The sequence below is a fragment of the Motilibacter deserti genome, from assembly GCF_011250635.1.
Classification (GTDB): domain Bacteria; phylum Actinomycetota; class Actinomycetes; order Motilibacterales; family Motilibacteraceae; genus Motilibacter_A; species Motilibacter_A deserti.
The window spans coordinates 177,060-191,481 of sequence record NZ_JAANNP010000003.1 but is presented as its reverse complement, the minus strand read 5'-3'; the positions used below and the strand labels follow the sequence as shown (position 1 = coordinate 191,481).

Genomic DNA, 14,422 nt, shown 5'->3' with positions numbered 1-14,422 from the left:
GTACTGTCGCCGCCACCGGAGGGACGGCGCCGCGCGCTGCCCCCCGGGCAGCCACGCCGGGAGGGCGCGGCCGCTGTCGCCGAGCCTACGGCGTTTTGGGGTCTCCCGGCCCGGGCAACTCAGCGTCGAGCATCAACGCGTTGCCCCCGAGCCGAAGGGTTCTCGACCATGGACCGTCGCCCTGCCGCCACGGTGACCTGCGAGCTGGACGTGCGCCTGGTCGTACCCGGTGAGGCGTCCGTCCCCGTGCCCGTCGTCCTCCGCTACGACTCCGCGGACCCCTACGCGGTGCAGGCCACCTTCCGCACGGGCGGCCAGGGCGTCGACTGGGTCTTCGCTCGTGAGCTGATCGCCGCCGGGGTCAACCGTCCCGTCGGCCAGGGCGACGTCCGCGTGTGGCCCAGCACCGACCCGGACGACGAGGTCGTCTACCTGGCCCTGTCCTCCCCCGACGGCAAGGCCCTGCTCGAGGCACCCGCGGAGGTGCTGCGCGACTTCGTGGCGCGGACCGCCCTCGTCGTCCCGCCCGGCGAGGAGCACCGCTACCTCGATCTCGACTCCACCCTGGCCGCCCTGCTCGCGACCTGACGCTCGCCGCTTGAAGGTCCTTCTCGCCACTCCCCTCTCGACCCTCGTTCTCTGAGCGCGCCTCAGGGGACAGAGCGCCGGCACCGGCGCACCTCACGGGTCGGGGTCGGCCGCCAGCAGCGCGGCCAGGGCGGCGGCGGCGTCGCGCGTACGCCGGCGCGGCGCCAGCAGGAGCCGCCCGTCGATCCTGGCGACCGACGCGACCCGGCGGATCGAGGAGGTGAGGAACGCCTCCTCGACCTCGTCGAGGGCGGCATACGGGACCGGAGCCTCGACCGCCCCGGTGGCCTCCAGCACGAGCGCCCGGGTGACCCCGGGCAGGCAGCCGCTGGACAGCGGCGGGGTCACCAGCCGCCCGCCGAGGAGTACGAAGACGTTGGCCGCGGCGCCCTCGCAGAGCTCGCCGCGGGTGTTCGCCAGCAGCGCCTCATCGGCACCGTGACGCCGCGCCTCGGCCAGGATCTGCGCGTTCTCGGCGTACGACACCGCCTTGACGCCGGCCAGCGCAGAGCGCTCGTTGCGCACCCAGGGCAGCCGCACGACCCCGACGTCCGCGGGGAGGGGGCCGAGCGGGGCGACGGCGAGCACGAGCGTCGCCGGGCCGTCGGCGCGCGAGGGGCCCAGCGGCCCCGGACCCCCGGTCACGGTGATGCGCAGGCGCTGAGCCGGGGCGCCCGGGGCGGCGGCGAGCAGCTCGGCGACGCCCGCACGGACCACCCGCGGCCCGGGGGCGGGGATGCCCAGCTGTGCGGCCGACGCGGCGAGCCGGCTCAGGTGGCGGGTCAGGGCGAGCGGGACGCCGTCCTGGACCCGAACGGTCTCGAACGCCCCGTCACCGAGCGTGAACCCGGTGTCCAGCGCGCTCACCCGGGCCTGAGAGCCCGGGAGCACGCGCCCCTCGAGCCAGACCGTGACGTCGCCGACCCCGGTCACCGGGCCTCCCCGTCCGAGGCCAGGGCGAGCAGCCGCTCGGCCTTCAGCTCGGTCTCCTCCCACTCGCGCTCCGGGTCCGACCCCCAGGTGATCCCCGCTCCGGTGCCGAACCCCAGCACCCCGTCCTCCACCCAGAACGTGCGGATGCCCACCGCGAGCTCGGCGGTGCCGCGACCGGCGTCCACCCAACCGACCGCCCCGCAGTAGGGGCCGCGCCGCGCCGGCTCGAGCTCTGCGATCGCCGCCAGCGCGGTGTGCTTGGGCGCGCCGCTGACCGAGCCGGGCGGGGACGCGGCCGCGAGCAGCTCCGCCCAGCCCGTCCCGGGCCGCAGGTCGCCGGTCACGGTCGAGACGAGGTGGACGAGCCCGGGATGGCGCTCGACGCGGCAGAGCGACTCCACCCGCACCGACCCGGGGAGGCACACGCGGCCGAGGTCGTTGCGCACCAGGTCGACGATCATCACGTTCTCCGCCGTGTCCTTGGGGGTGAGGCCATCGGGCGTGCGCGCCGTCCCCTTGATCGGCATCGACGTCACGCGGGCGCCGTGCCGGGCGAGGAACAGCTCGGGGCTCGCCGTGGCGAGCTGCGCGACCCCGGGCACGTCGATGACTCCGAGGTACGGCGCGGGGTTGCCCGCCGCGAGGACGTGGCCGAGCGCGACGACGTCGGCTGCGGGCGCCGGCGCGTGCAGCACCCGGCAGACGTTCACCTGGTAGACCTCGCCGCGGCCGATGCGGGCGCGGACGTCCTGCACGGCCTCGACGTACGCCTCCCGCCCCACCGACGAGTGCCAGCCGTCCCGCGCGAGCCGGGCCCACGGGGGCGCCGGCGGGAGCGGGGCACGTCGGACGTCCGCGAACCGGGCGGCCCGGAAGGCTCCCTCGAACGTCTGCACCACCGCCCACCAGCCGCCGCCGTCGAGGTCGGCCGGGTCGTCGGTCACCGCCTGCAGCCCGGTCGCGAGGCGGCCCCCGAGCCAGGCCAGGGGAGGTCGACGCACGGTGGCGACGCTAGCCGGGGCACCGGCGGCCGGGCCGTCCGGTCCCGGGATGCGGATGCGGCGGGACACGACAGGGAGGGGCGGTGCACCCCGGTCCTGGCGTGGGGTAGAGTTCTTCTCGTCGCCGGGGAGAGCGGAAGCCCTCACCGAGACGACACGCGGACGTGGCTCAGTTGGTAGAGCATCACCTTGCCAAGGTGAGGGTCGCGGGTTCGAATCCCGTCGTCCGCTCGGAGAGGTCGGGACTCCCGTGCCTCACCTCGGTGGAGTGGCCGAGAGGCGAGGCAACGGCCTGCAAAGCCGTCTACACGGGTTCAAATCCCGTCTCCACCTCGCAGATTGCCGCGACATCGTCGGCGGCAACGCCTCGGGCGATTAGCTCAGTGGGAGAGCGCTTCCTTGACACGGAAGAGGTCACTGGTTCAATCCCAGTATCGCCCACCATCCCGGATAAGCCGCACGCTTCACGCGTGCGGCTTATTGCGTTCCCGGACCGGGCTCGACTGAGGGTCTCCGCACTGCCGCCTTGCGTGGCTGGGTGCTTGTCCCCACTGGGGCCCTCCGTCGCCTTGCGCTTCCCGTCGCTGCGGTCCCAGCGCTACTCGGCGCCCCGTCCGCTCGGCTCTTAGCGCTTCTTGCGCTTCCCGCCGCACGGCACGACCACGACGGGATGGTCGGCGTGGGCGCTGACGTAGCGGCTGACCGAGCCCATGACCGCCGCCGCGAAGCCGCCGCTCCCCCGCCTCCCGACCACGATGAGGTCGGCGTCCGCGGACTCGTCGAGGATGGCCTGGGCGGCGTGGCCCTCGCGGACCCGCACCTCCAACGGCAGGTCGGCGTAGCCCGCGTCGACGAGCGCCTGCGTGACGTTCTTCGTGACCTCGCGCCCGGCGGTGGCCGACACGTCGGGGTCCGGCTCGGGAACGAAGCCGAGGGCCAGCCCCGAGACGGCAGGCACCTCCCAGGCGTAGACGGCCCGCAGTCTCGCGCCCGTGCGGCGGGCCGCGTCGGCGGCCCACAGCAGGGCGTCCCGCGAGGACTCCGACCCGTCGGTCCCGATCACGATCGTCGCCTGCGTCGCCTGGTCGGTCATGCTGTTGACCTACCCGTTTCGCCCGCACATCTCCCGTGCTCCGGCGCGGCCGGCCTCACCCGTGCGCCGAGACCCGGCCCTCGGGGAGCACCACCTGGCGAGCGGGGGCATCGGGCGTCGCGCCGGCTCCGGGCACCGCGGCGGCCGCCTTGCTGACGACCGCGACGGGAACGCCGAGCAGGGCCGCAGCAGCCTGCTCGAACCGATGCACATCGGCGTACGTCGCGCCCGGCGCGAGCTCCGCGCTCACCTCGGCGCCCTCCGCGGGCGCGAGGTCGACCAGGCGGTGCGTGGCCGCCAGGGCCGTCAGCTCGGGAAGGTGGGCCGCGACGAGCTCACCGACGTTGCTCACGAACCGCAGCCTATTCGGAACGTACTGTTTCCGAAAGCCGGGCGAACGGGGCATCCGGACAGATGGCATCCGGGCAGACGGCCTCCGGTCAGAGGCCGGAGGCCTCCACGAAGAGCCAGATGCCGTACGCCATCACGACCGCGAGGAAGGCCAGGCCGCCGACCACCAGCACGACGCGGCCGAGCAGGTCCCACGCGTCCTCGGAGCTGCCGTGCCGGCGCGCGGAGTACGGCTCGTCCCCGATCGCGGGGCGGCTGGCGGAGCGGGCGGGGCCGTCGGGGGTCCGGGACGCAGTCGACATGCGCCGATTCTGCCCGGCACCCCCGAGCGGACACCCGGCGGCCCTCCCGGCGTGTCCGGCGCGACGGGCTAGGGCCGGGCCCGCCCGCTGCGGCGCATCTCCTTGTGCACCGCCTTCCACCGGTTGCGCTCCTGCGCCTGCGCCCGGGCGTCCTGACGTCTCGCCACCCAGCGCGCCTCACGCTCGAGCTTGCGCCAGCTGTGCAGCCGTCGCTCGGGCAGCTCCCCGGCCTCGACCGCTTCGAGGACCGCGCACCCCGGCTCGACGCCGTGGCCGCAGTCGGCGAAGCGGCAGCGGCGCGCGAGCGCCGCCACGTCGGCGAACGCCTGCTCCAGCGCCTGCTCCCCCGCGACCACCCCGATGCCGCGCAGGCCGGGGGTGTCGATCAGCGTCGCGCCCCCGGGCAGCCGGACCAGCTCCCGGGAGACCGTCGTGTGCCGGCCCTTCCCGTCGGCCCGTGTCGCCCCGGTGCGGGCGACGTCCCCGCCGGACAGGGCGTTGAGCAGGCTCGACTTGCCCGCACCGGACGGGCCGAGCAGGGCGAGCGTCGTGCCCGGGGTGGCGTACGCCGCCACCACGTCCAGCCCCTTCCCGGTCCACGAGCTGGCCAGCACCACGTCGACGCCGGGCGCCGCCGCCGCGACCTCGTCGCGCAGCGCCTCAGCGTCCGGAACGAGGTCGGCCTTGGTGAGGACGACCAGCGGCCGGGCGCCGCTCTCCCACGCCAGCGCGAGCAGCCGCTCCACCCGGCCGGGGTGGGGCTGGGGGTCGAGCGGCTCGACGACGAGCGCGACGTCGACGTTGGCGGCCAGCACCTGCCCGGCGGAGGTGCCGGGCGCCGAGCCGAGGCGGACGAACGCCGTCCGGCGAGTCAGCAGCGCGACCAGGCGCGGGACCTCGCCGCCGCGTACGACGGCCCAGTCGCCGACGCAGGGCGCCGTGGTCGGGTCGATCCGGCCGGCCTCGAGCACGGCGGCCGCGTGCTCGACCCGGAGCGGGCCCTGCGCGGTCAGGACCTCGGAAGCGCCGCGGTCGACGCGGGCCACGCGCGCCGGGGCCAGCTGCACCCCGTCGGGCGCGGACGAACCACCGCGCAGGGACGAGCATGCCGAGGCGTACGCCGCGGCGAGGGAGGCGTCCCAGCCGAGGGCCGTGAGCACGGGGTCGTCGGTGGGCGGAGCCGAGAAGGAAGAAGAGGTGGAAGGGGAAGTGGACGGAAGCAGATGCACGTCAGGGGTCCCTGTCGAGGAGGGGCGCCCCTGCGGCGCGGACGGCGCTAGCGGGGCGCCGGGTCGTCGGAGTCCGGGTCCTGGGTCGTCGAGCGGGCCGAGAAGACCGTCGAGGCGAGGAGTCCCGGGGCGGCCGAGGGCGATCGGCCGACGAAGGCGCAGCGGCTGGTCCCGCGGCCGGGGCCGGCGGCGGGCACCACGAAGACGGCGTCCATCCTCATCGCCCCCTCTCCGCTGCGTGCCTCCGACGAGGGCCCGGGGCGTGTCCCGGCGGGCCGTCCAGCTCGTCGATGACGACGCTAGCGGTCCCCGGGGACCGGTGTCAGCGGGTTTTCCGCGGGGTGCGCGACCGGGCGGCGCCGCTCCTCGGCCACCGCCCGCAGCGGCCACACCTCGTCCCACGCGGCGTTCATCGCGGCCCCGATCAGCACGGCGATGGCGAGGAAGTACAGCCACACGAGCACGACGATCGGCGCGGTCAGCGGGCCGTAGATCGACGTGCCGCCGACGCTCTCGCGGATGACCCAGCGCAGCGCGAAGCTCAGGACGACCCACAGCGCCACGGCGAGCGCGGCCCCGGGCACGTCGCGGCGGAACGGCGTCCGCACCGGCACGGCGATGTGGTAGAGCGAGGCCACGAGCAGCACGGAGACGAGCAGGACGATGGGCCAGTACATCCGCTGCAGCAGCTCGTAGCCCTCCGGCAGCGTCTTGCCGACGAGCCCGGGGCCGGCGATCACGAGCGGGATCACGGCGGTGCCGAGCACCAGCGCCAAGACGTAGAGCGTGAACGAGAGGGCGCGCGTGCGCACGATGCCGCGGTGGCCGGACAGGCCGTACATGATCGTCACGGTGTCGACGTAGACGTTGAGGGCGCGCGAGCCGGACCAGAGGGCGAGCAGGAAGCCGATCGAGATGATGTCGGGGCGCCCGCCGCGCAGCACGTCGTCGAGCATCGGGGTGATGACCTCGTCGACGGTCTGCTGGGTCAGCGCGTCGCTCGCGGTGTTGGTGATCGACGTCTGCACCTGCAAGACGGTGTCGCTGCCCAGCCAGGAGTCGACGTAGCCCAGCGCGCCGACCAGGCCGAGCACCAGCGGCGGCAGGCTGAGCAGGGCGAAGAACCCCGCCTCGGCGGCCAGCCCCGTGACGCGGTAGCGGAAGCAGGTCGCGATGGTCCCGCGCAGCAGCCGCCAGAACACGGCGCGGGCCGAGGAGGTGCGTACCCGCCCGGCTGCCCGCCCCGCAGCGCCGGTGCTCACACACTCACCGTAGTCGTCACGGCGGCCCCGGAACGTCTCCGGAGGCTCCGCGCGCGTCGCGATGGGACTGCCGGGACGTGCGGTGTCAAGCCTCCCCCATTCCCGTCTCAGCATGTGGACGACGTTTGCTCCCGCCGGACCGACGGAGGACCCTAGGGGACCATGACCTCGGTGCGCCTCGTCGCGCGGCTCCACGTGGACCACGGCCACGTGTCGAGCGCGGTCTGTCCCGGCTGCTGACGGCGTTGACGCCCTTTCCGCCGCACGTCGGGCCCTGGCCCTGTTGACTGGCCCCTGCAGATGTCCCCTCGATTGTCCCCCTCGCATGTCGCCCCCCTGTCGGCGCACCGGCGCGCCGCGGCGAGGGCCGTCCCGAACACGTAAGGATCGCGCTTGCCTCCCGCGCCGCGGCGGAAGAAGGGTGAGGGCCAGTGGGCCCTCGGATACTTCACGCCCCTCAACCCGAACGAGCAGTTCAAGAAGGACGACGACGGGCTGAACGTCCGCCGGCGGGTCCTCGACGTCTACGCCCAGCGCGGCTTCGACGCCATCGACCCGCAGGACCTGCGCGGCCGACTGCGCTGGTGGGGCCTCTACACCCAGCGCCGGCCCGGGATCCCCGGCGGCCAGACGGCGGTGCTCGAGCCGCACGAGCTCGACGACGAGTACTTCATGCTTCGCGTCCGCGTCGACGGCGGGCAGCTCAGCCTCGCCCAGCTGCGCGCGATCGCCGAGGTCTCCACCGCGTACGGCCGGGACACCGCCGACGTCACCGACCGGCAGAACATCCAGCTGCACTGGATCCGCATCGAGGACGTTCCGGCGATCTGGCAGCGGCTCGAGGCGGTCGGCCTCACGACCGAGGAGGCCTGCGGCGACACCCCGCGCGTCATCCTCGGCTCGCCCGTGGCGGGCGTGGCGGCTGACGAGATCCTCGACGGCACCCCGGCGGTCGAGGAGATCAAGCGCCGGTTCATCGGCGACCCGGCGTTCTCGAACCTCCCCCGCAAGTTCAAGACCGCGATCAGCGGGTCCCCGCGCCAGGACGTGGCCCACGAGGTCAACGACGTGTCCTTCGTCGGCGTCGTCCACCCCGAGCACGGCCCCGGCTTCGACGTCTGGGTCGGCGGCGGGCTCTCGACGAACCCGCGCATCGCCGAGCGGCTCGGCGTCTGGGTCCCGATCGAGGAGGTCCCCGACGTCTGGGCCGGGGTCTGCTCGATCTTCCGCGACTACGGCTACCGCCGGCTGCGCAACCGGGCCCGGCTCAAGTTCCTGATGGCCGACTGGGGCGCGGAGAAGTTCCGCCAGGTGCTCGAGGACGAGTACCTCTCCCGCAAGCTCGTCGACGGCCCGGCCCCGGTGCCCCCGCCGCCGCACGAGCGGGACCACATCGGCGTCCACCAGCAGCGTGACGGGCACTACTACATCGGCGTCGCCCCGCGCACCGGCCGGGTGAGCGGCGCGATCCTGAGCAAGGTCGCCGACCTCGCCGCGTCCGTCGGCAGCGACCGGGTCCGGCTCACCGCGCAGCAGCACCTGCTGGTGCTGGACGTGCCGCTGGAGAAGGTCGAGCCCCTGGTCGCCGCGCTCGAGGCGCTCGACCTGCAGGCCCGGCCCAGCGTCTTCCGCCGCGGCACCATGGCGTGCACGGGCATCGAGTACTGCAAGCTCGCCATCGTCGAGACCAAGGGCCGCGCGAGCGCGCTCATGGACGAGCTCGAGCGCCGGCTGCCGGCCTTTGACCAGCCGCTCTCGGTGCACCTCAACGGCTGCCCGAACTCGTGCGCCCGCATCCAGACCGCCGACATCGGCCTCAAGGGCATGGTTGTGCAGGGGCCGGACGGCGAGCACGAGGACGGGTTCCAGGTCCACCTGGGCGGCGGCCTCGGCGCCCACGCCGGCTTCGGCCGCAAGCTGCGCGGGCTCAAGGTCTCCGCGGCCGAGCTGCCGGACTACATCGAGCGGGTCGCCACGCGCTTCGACGCCCAGCGCTCCGACGGCGAGGCCTTCGCCGCCTGGGTGGCGCGGGCCGAGGAGGCCGACCTGCGATGAGCGAGCGCGCCGTCCCGTTCCACTGCCCCTACTGCGGGGAGGAGGACCTGCGCCCGAGTGAAGCGTCACATGCGGCGTGGGCATGCGGGGCGTGCCTGCGGGTGTTCACCGTCAAGCTGGTCGGCCTCGCCCTGGGCGGATCTTCCGCTCCGGGCGCGGCCGGCACCGGCACCGTCGAAGGAGGGACGAGCGCATGACGTTGACGACCGAGCCCCTGCTGGGCGCTTGTTCCCCGGAGGAGCTGCGCGAGCTGGCGCTGCAGGCCGGGCGTGACCTCGAGGACGCGCGGGCCGAGGACGTGCTGGCGTGGGCGGGCGAGACGTTCGGCGACCGCTTCGCCATCACCGGCTCTATGGGTGGGGACACCGTGCTCTCGCACCTGGCGGGCCAGGTCGTGCCAGGCATCACCGTGCTGTTCCTGGACACCGGCTACCACTTCGCCGAGACAATGGGCACCCGCGACGCGGTGCAGGCGACCTACCCGGTCCGCGTCCGCACGGTGCTGCCGCTGCTGTCGATCAAGCAGCAGGACGAGGTCTACGGCGAGCGGCTCTACGAGCGCGACCCCGACCTCTGCTGCGCCATGCGCAAGGTCGACCCGCTCAACCGCGTGCTCGCCGAGTACGACGCGTGGGGCAGCGGGGTCCGCCGGGACGAAGGCCCGTCGCGGGCGGGCACGCCGGTCGTGGGCTGGGACGCCAAGCGCGAGAAGGTCAAGGTCAACCCGCTTGCACGGTGGACCCAGGACGAGGTGGACGCGTACGCCCAGAAGCACGGCGTCCTGCTCAACCCGCTGGTCTGGGACGACTACCCGTCGGTCGGGTGCGAGCCGTGCACGCGGCGCGTCGCACCCGGCGAGGACGCCCGCGCCGGCCGCTGGGCGGGGATGTCGAAGACGGAGTGCGGCATCCACATGTGAGGCCGGGCGGACTGGATCAACGGGGCGTGGAGCGCATCCCGCCTGATTCGTCCGGGCTGTCCGGAGAAATTTTCAGCCGGTCCTCGTGTCGGGTCGCGAGGACCGGCTTTGCCCGGCTAAATTGCCTACCAAACTTGTAGGCGCGATCAGACCGTGAGGAGGAGTCGGTGCAGATCCGCGTAGTCCGGGAGCCGTCCGACCGCTCCTCCGGCTTCCTCCTTGCGCCGCGGGCCCAGGAGCGATGTCGCTAGGCGCCACCCGTCCGGGCCCCGACCGCCCCCCGCGCTCGAGGGCTTCCGGGCGTACCGCGCCGCATCCGTGCACGCTCCGCCCTGCCGCTTCCCACGAAGGACTCCGACCGTGACCCGAACGTCCCGCCCCGGCCGCTGGCGGCGCTCCGTCGCACCGCTGCTCGCCCTCCCGCTCCTCGCCGCGCTCGGCGCGTGCGCGAGCGCCGACGACAACAGCGGCGGCCCCGCCGCGGCGCCGGCCGCCTCCGTGGCCGCCGCCACCGACGCGCCGACCGCGTCGGAGCTGCGCCTGGGGTACTTCGCCAACGTCACCCACGCGACGCCGCTGGTCGGCATCGCCGAGGGGTTCTACGCGAAGGCTCTCGGCGACACCAAGATCACGACGTCGATCTTCAACGCCGGGCCCGCCGCCGTCGAGGCGATCACGGGCGGCTCGCTCGACGCCGCGTACCTCGGCCCCAACCCCGCCATCAACGGCTACGTCAAGAGCAACGGGACGCTGCTGCGCATCGTCGGGGGCGCGACCTCCGGCGGCGCCGCGCTCGTGGTCAAGCCCGGGATCGACTCGGCCGCGGACCTGAAGGGCAAGAAGCTCGCGACACCGCAGCTCGGCGGCACCCAGGACGTCGCGCTGCGCGCCTGGCTGGCCGAGAACGGCCTCAAGGTCCCCGTGACCGGCAAGGGCGACGTCTCTATCGTCAACACCGAGAACGCCACCACGCTGCAGCAGTTCCAGGACGGCAACATCGACGGTGCCTGGCTGCCGGAGCCGTGGTCCTCGCGCCTGGTCCAGGAGGCCGGGGCCAAGGTCCTCGTCGACGAGAAGACGCTCTGGCCGCAGGGCCGCTTCGTGACGACCCACCTGGTCGTGTCGCAGAAGTTCCTCGCGGACTACCCCGGGACGGTCAAGGCGCTGCTCGAGGGGCAGGTCGAGACCAACGCCTGGATCGCCGCGAACCCCGACGAGGCCAAGGCCGACCTCAACGCCCAGATCGAGAAGGAGACAGGCAAGGGGCTGGCTCAGCCGATCCTGGACAGCGCGTTCTCCAACATCGAGGTGACCGACGACCCCGTGGCGTCCTCGCTCAAGCAGGCCGCGGACAACGCCGTGGAGGCCGGGCTGCTCGACGAGCCCGACCTGAACGGGATCTACGACCTGTCGCTGCTCAACCAGGTGCTCGAGGAGCAGGGCAAGCCGGCGGTCGACGACGCCGGGCTCGGCGTCTGAGCCCACAGGCCGGCCGGCGGCTCGCTGAGGACCACGTCCCAAGGACTGAGAGGTAGCACGATGACCCTGATCGACGCGGTCGGCACGCCTGCGGGCCCGGCCGGCACGACGCCCGTCGTCTCCGTGCGCGGCGTGCGCAAGGCCTTCGGCCGCGGCGAAGGGGCCGTGTTCGCACTGGACCGGGTGTCGCTCGACGTGGCACCGGGCGAGTTCGTCGCCCTGCTCGGCGCCTCGGGGTGCGGGAAGTCCACCCTGCTCTCGCTGATCGCCGGCCTGGACAGGCCGACGGCCGGCGAGGTGGCGGTGGCCGGCGACGGCGCCGCCCTCATGCCGCAGGAGGGCGGGCTGTTCCCGTGGCTGACGGCAGGACGCAACGTCGAGCTCGCCCTGCGGCTGCGCGGGGTCTCCCGGTCCGACCGGCGCACCGAGGCCGAGCGGCTCCTCTCGCTCGTGCGTCTCGACGGTGCGTACGACAAGCGGCCGCACGAGCTGTCCGGGGGCATGCGCCAGCGCGTCGCGCTGGCGCGTGCCCTCGCGCAGAAGCGGCCCGTGCTGCTCATGGACGAGCCGTTCTCCGCGCTCGACGCCATCACCCGGGACGCGCTCCACGGCGAGCTGATCCGGATCTGGGAGGAGACCGGCGTCGCGATCGTCTTCGTCACGCACAATGTGCGCGAGGCCGTGCGCCTGGGGCAGCGTGTCGTCCTGCTCTCGTCCCGGCCGGGCCGGGTGATCCGCGAGTGGCAGGTCGACATCGCCCAGCCGCGGCGCATCGAGGCACCCGACGTGTCGGCCCTGGCCGGCGAGATCACCGAGCGGCTCAGCACCGAGATCCGCCGGCACGCCACCGCCGAGGCCGCTGCCGAGCAGAAGGGCTCCATCGATGTCCGTCAGTGACCCCGTCAAGCACGACGCCCGCTCGGTCGACGACGGCCAGCTCGAGGCCGGCCTGGACGCGCTCGCGCTCGAGACCGGCTCCGAGCGGCCGTTGTGGCGCCGCTGGCTGCAGGCCGCGCTGCCCCCGCTCGTCGTCCTCGTCGGGCTCTACGTGCTGTGGAACCTCGCGATCGTGGTCCTCGACCCGCCGGTCAACAAGTTCCCCGGGCCGATGGACGTCGGGCACGCCATAGCAGACCAGTGGGCCGACGGTGCGGTGGTGGACTCCTTCCGCGGGAGCCTGCAGCGCGGAGCCGTCGGCTTCGCCCTGTCCGTGCTGGTCGGCACGGCGATCGGGGTCGTCGTCGCGCAGGTGAAGTTCCTGCGGGCCGGGTTCGGCCCGCTCCTGTCCGGCCTGCAGGTGCTGCCGTCCGTCGCGTGGGTGCCGGTCGCCATCATCTGGTTCGGGCTGACCGAGAAGGCGATGCTCGCCGTCATCCTGCTCGGCGCCGTCCCGTCCATCGCGAACGGGCTGCTCTCCGGCGTCGATCAGGTGCCGCCGCTGCTGCTGCGGGTCGGCCACGTCCTCGGCGCGCGCGGCTTCCGCGCCGTCTGGCACGTGGTCCTGCCCGCCGCGCTGCCGGGCTACATCGCGGGCCTCAAGCAGGGCTGGGCGTTCTCCTGGCGCTCGCTGATGGCCGCCGAGCTGATCGTGAAGAGCAACGACATCCGGCGCGGCCTCGGCGGCTACCTCGACGACGCGCGCACGCTCGGCGACATGCCGTGGGTCTTCTCCGGCGTCTTCTTCATCCTGCTCGTCGGCATCGTCATCGAGCTGGCCTTCTTCACCCCGCTCGAGCGCCGCGTCCTCAAGCGGCGCGGGCTGCTCCTCGAACGCGGCTGACGCACTGCCGGCCGCCTGCTCCCCCGCAGCGGCCTGCGCGGGCGGCGGGGCCTGCGACAATCTCCGGCATCGACACCGCATCCGGATACCCGCTGCTGCTCGGCCTCGCCGGGCGCCGTGCCCTCGTGGTCGGCGCCGGCCCGGTCGGGCTGCGGCGTGCCCGCGGCCTGCTCGACGCAGGCGCGGACGTGACCGTCGTGGCGCCGGACGCGATCGGGGACCTGCGCACGCTCGCCGACTCCGGCGCGCTGCGCTGGGAGCGCCGTGGCTACGAGCCCGACGACCTCGACGGGGTCTGGCTCGTCCACACCGCCACCGGGCTGCCGGCCGTCGACGCCGCGGTCGCCGCCGATGCGGAAGCGGCCCGGGTGTGGTGCGTGCGCGCCGACGACGCCGCCGCTTCGGCCGCCTGGACGCCCGCGGCCACCCGCCGCGACGACGTGCTGGTCGCCGTGTCGGCCGGGCGCGACCCACTGCGCGCCCGCGCCCTGCGCAACGCGGTCGCGCGCGCGCTGGACAGCGGCGAGCTGCCGTTGCGCCGGCACCGCCCGCCCGCCACTGGCGTCGGCACCGTGGCGCTGGTCGGCGGCGGGCCGGGCGACCCCGGTCTGCTCACGACCCGCGGCCGCCGGCTGCTCGCCGAGGCCGACGTCGTCGTCACCGACCGGCTCGGGCCGACCGCCCTGCTCGACGAGCTCGACGAGGACGTCGTCGTCGTGGACGTGGGCAAGCAGCCCGGGCACCACCCCGTGCCCCAGCGCGAGATCGAGCGGCTGCTCGTGGAGCACGCGCTGGCCGGCCGTCGTGTCGTCCGGCTCAAGGGCGGGGACCCCTACGTCTTCGGCCGTGGCCCCGAGGAGGTCGCCGCCTGCCGCGCCGCGGGCGTGCCCGTGGAGGTCGTGCCTGGCGTGACCAGCGCGATCGCCGCCCCGTCCGTGGCCGGCATGCCCGTCACGTCCCGCGGCGTGGCCCGCTCGTTCACCGTGGCGACCGGCCACGACGTGGTCGAGCCCGACACCCTCGAGGCGTACGCGCGCCTGCTCGAGCGCGGCTCGACCCTCGTGCTGCTCATGGGCGTCACCCACCTCGCGGACGCGGCCAAGGGGCTGCAGGCGGCCGGCGCCGACCCCGCCCTCCCGGTCGGGATCGTCGAGTCGGCCTACACCGCGCAGCAGCGGGTCACTCGGGGCACGCTCGCCGACATCGCCCGGCTGGCCGAGGAGCAAGGGGTCCGCGCGCCCGCGGTGATCGTCGTCGGCCGCGTCGCGACGGGCTGACCGATCGCCCGCCGACCGCGTGAGAAGGCCGACAGGCATGGGGCTCGCCTCCCCGGGGGAGGGTGAGAGCGCCGGAGCCCCCGGTGTGCCTTCGCGTACCCCGGGTCGGCAGTGTGTTCAAGCTGGGCACGTGATGTGAAAGTGCAACGAGAG

The 14,422-nt window shown here is 74.2% G+C and carries 16 protein-coding genes and 3 tRNA genes; 11 read left to right on the top strand and 8 right to left on the bottom strand.

The genetic code is table 11. The features are described from left to right. Positions 1-168: 168 nt before the first annotated feature. Entirely contained in the window at positions 169-588 is a 420-nt protein-coding gene (locus G9H71_RS09105; protein WP_166280943.1) for an SsgA family sporulation/cell division regulator, read from the top strand. A 93-nt stretch (positions 589-681) separates the two neighbouring features. Here the strand turns inward: G9H71_RS09105 and G9H71_RS09100 are convergent, their stop codons facing one another. Both G9H71_RS09100 and G9H71_RS09095 read right to left on the bottom strand, forming a co-directional pair. Continuing rightward, positions 682-1,521 (bottom strand): aminotransferase class IV, encoded by an 840-nt coding sequence (locus G9H71_RS09100; RefSeq protein ID WP_166280941.1) that lies wholly within the window; start codon positions 1,519-1,521, stop codon positions 682-684. Beyond that, on the bottom strand, positions 1,518-2,522 hold the full coding sequence (locus tag G9H71_RS09095) for a chorismate-binding protein (protein WP_166280939.1): 1,005 nt from the start codon (positions 2,520-2,522) through the stop codon (positions 1,518-1,520). The genes G9H71_RS09100 and G9H71_RS09095 overlap by 4 nt, the downstream gene beginning before the upstream one ends. 158 nt (positions 2,523-2,680) lie before the next feature. Here G9H71_RS09095 and G9H71_RS09090 point away from each other — a divergent pair. The 3 genes from G9H71_RS09090 to G9H71_RS09080 all read left to right on the top strand — a co-directional run bounded on the left by G9H71_RS09090 (position 2,681) and on the right by G9H71_RS09080 (position 2,966). Then, a tRNA-Gly gene (locus tag G9H71_RS09090) sits at positions 2,681-2,753 on the top strand. Between the two features lie 31 nt (positions 2,754-2,784). Continuing rightward, positions 2,785-2,855, top strand: a tRNA-Cys gene (locus G9H71_RS09085). Between the two features lie 36 nt (positions 2,856-2,891). After that, positions 2,892-2,966, top strand: a tRNA-Val gene (locus G9H71_RS09080). A gap of 181 nt (positions 2,967-3,147) precedes the next feature. On the opposite strand, the gene G9H71_RS09075 is transcribed toward G9H71_RS09080, so the two are convergent. The 6 genes from G9H71_RS09075 to G9H71_RS09050 form a co-directional block, all read right to left on the bottom strand. Continuing rightward, positions 3,148-3,615, bottom strand: coding sequence for a universal stress protein (locus G9H71_RS09075; protein ID WP_166280937.1), 468 nt, complete (start codon positions 3,613-3,615; stop codon positions 3,148-3,150). Between the two features lie 55 nt (positions 3,616-3,670). After that, the gene (locus G9H71_RS09070; RefSeq protein WP_166280935.1) at positions 3,671-3,967 is read right to left on the bottom strand and encodes a hypothetical protein; all 297 of its coding nucleotides are present in this window, start codon (positions 3,965-3,967) and stop codon (positions 3,671-3,673) included. Between the two features lie 88 nt (positions 3,968-4,055). Next, positions 4,056-4,268, bottom strand: a complete 213-nt coding sequence (locus G9H71_RS09065; protein ID WP_166280933.1) for a hypothetical protein — start codon at positions 4,266-4,268, stop codon at positions 4,056-4,058. A 68-nt stretch (positions 4,269-4,336) separates the two neighbouring features. After that, positions 4,337-5,428 (bottom strand): ribosome small subunit-dependent GTPase A, encoded by a 1,092-nt coding sequence (gene rsgA / locus G9H71_RS09060; protein WP_407939693.1) that lies wholly within the window; start codon positions 5,426-5,428, stop codon positions 4,337-4,339. 116 nt (positions 5,429-5,544) lie between these two features. Then, complete coding sequence (locus G9H71_RS09055) at positions 5,545-5,718, bottom strand: hypothetical protein (RefSeq protein WP_231134462.1); 174 nt, start codon at positions 5,716-5,718, stop codon at positions 5,545-5,547. A gap of 78 nt (positions 5,719-5,796) precedes the next feature. Then, positions 5,797-6,759 (bottom strand): YihY/virulence factor BrkB family protein, encoded by a 963-nt coding sequence (locus G9H71_RS09050; RefSeq protein WP_331272860.1) that lies wholly within the window; start codon positions 6,757-6,759, stop codon positions 5,797-5,799. Between the two features lie 393 nt (positions 6,760-7,152). On the opposite strand from G9H71_RS09050, the gene G9H71_RS09045 reads away from it, so the two are divergent. The 7 genes from G9H71_RS09045 to cobA all read left to right on the top strand — a co-directional run bounded on the left by G9H71_RS09045 (position 7,153) and on the right by cobA (position 14,269). Further along, positions 7,153-8,814 carry a nitrite/sulfite reductase gene (locus G9H71_RS09045; protein ID WP_166280927.1) on the top strand — a complete coding sequence of 554 codons (1,662 nt, stop codon included), beginning with the start codon at positions 7,153-7,155 and terminating at the stop codon, positions 8,812-8,814. Continuing rightward, positions 8,811-9,011: an Insertion element protein gene (locus G9H71_RS09040; RefSeq protein ID WP_166280925.1), complete on the top strand. Its 201-nt coding sequence runs from the start codon at positions 8,811-8,813 to the stop codon at positions 9,009-9,011. The genes G9H71_RS09045 and G9H71_RS09040 overlap by 4 nt, the downstream gene beginning before the upstream one ends. Positions 9,012-9,013: 2 nt before the next feature. Next, positions 9,014-9,733, top strand: a complete 720-nt coding sequence (locus tag G9H71_RS09035; RefSeq protein WP_407939692.1) for a phosphoadenylyl-sulfate reductase — start codon at positions 9,014-9,016, stop codon at positions 9,731-9,733. A gap of 360 nt (positions 9,734-10,093) precedes the next feature. After that, entirely contained in the window at positions 10,094-11,212 is a 1,119-nt protein-coding gene (locus G9H71_RS09030; RefSeq protein WP_166280921.1) for an ABC transporter substrate-binding protein, read from the top strand. Between the two features lie 60 nt (positions 11,213-11,272). Continuing rightward, on the top strand, positions 11,273-12,109 hold the full coding sequence (locus G9H71_RS09025) for an ABC transporter ATP-binding protein (protein ID WP_166280919.1): 837 nt from the start codon (positions 11,273-11,275) through the stop codon (positions 12,107-12,109). Then, positions 12,096-12,992 (top strand): ABC transporter permease, encoded by an 897-nt coding sequence (locus G9H71_RS09020; protein WP_166280917.1) that lies wholly within the window; start codon positions 12,096-12,098, stop codon positions 12,990-12,992. Before G9H71_RS09025 ends, G9H71_RS09020 begins: the two co-directional genes overlap by 14 nt. A gap of 59 nt (positions 12,993-13,051) precedes the next feature. Further along, complete coding sequence (gene cobA / locus G9H71_RS09015) at positions 13,052-14,269, top strand: uroporphyrinogen-III C-methyltransferase (protein WP_407939691.1); 1,218 nt, start codon at positions 13,052-13,054, stop codon at positions 14,267-14,269. Positions 14,270-14,422 lie beyond the last annotated feature (153 nt).

Bases quoted from the DNA above. Each gene is read 5' to 3' on its own strand.
- G9H71_RS09105 (WP_166280943.1), top strand. From the start codon at position 169: ATGGACCGTCGCCCTGCCGCCACGGTGACCTGCGAGCTGGACGTGCGC.
- G9H71_RS09075 (WP_166280937.1), bottom strand. From the start codon at position 3,615: ATGACCGACCAGGCGACGCAGGCGACGATCGTGATCGGGACCGACGGG.
- G9H71_RS09025 (WP_166280919.1), top strand. From the start codon at position 11,273: ATGACCCTGATCGACGCGGTCGGCACGCCTGCGGGCCCGGCCGGCACG.
- G9H71_RS09065 (WP_166280933.1), bottom strand. From the start codon at position 4,268: ATGTCGACTGCGTCCCGGACCCCCGACGGCCCCGCCCGCTCCGCCAGC.
- G9H71_RS09055 (WP_231134462.1), bottom strand. From the start codon at position 5,718: ATGAGGATGGACGCCGTCTTCGTGGTGCCCGCCGCCGGCCCCGGCCGC.
- G9H71_RS09040 (WP_166280925.1), top strand. From the start codon at position 8,811: ATGAGCGAGCGCGCCGTCCCGTTCCACTGCCCCTACTGCGGGGAGGAG.
- G9H71_RS09020 (WP_166280917.1), top strand. From the start codon at position 12,096: ATGTCCGTCAGTGACCCCGTCAAGCACGACGCCCGCTCGGTCGACGAC.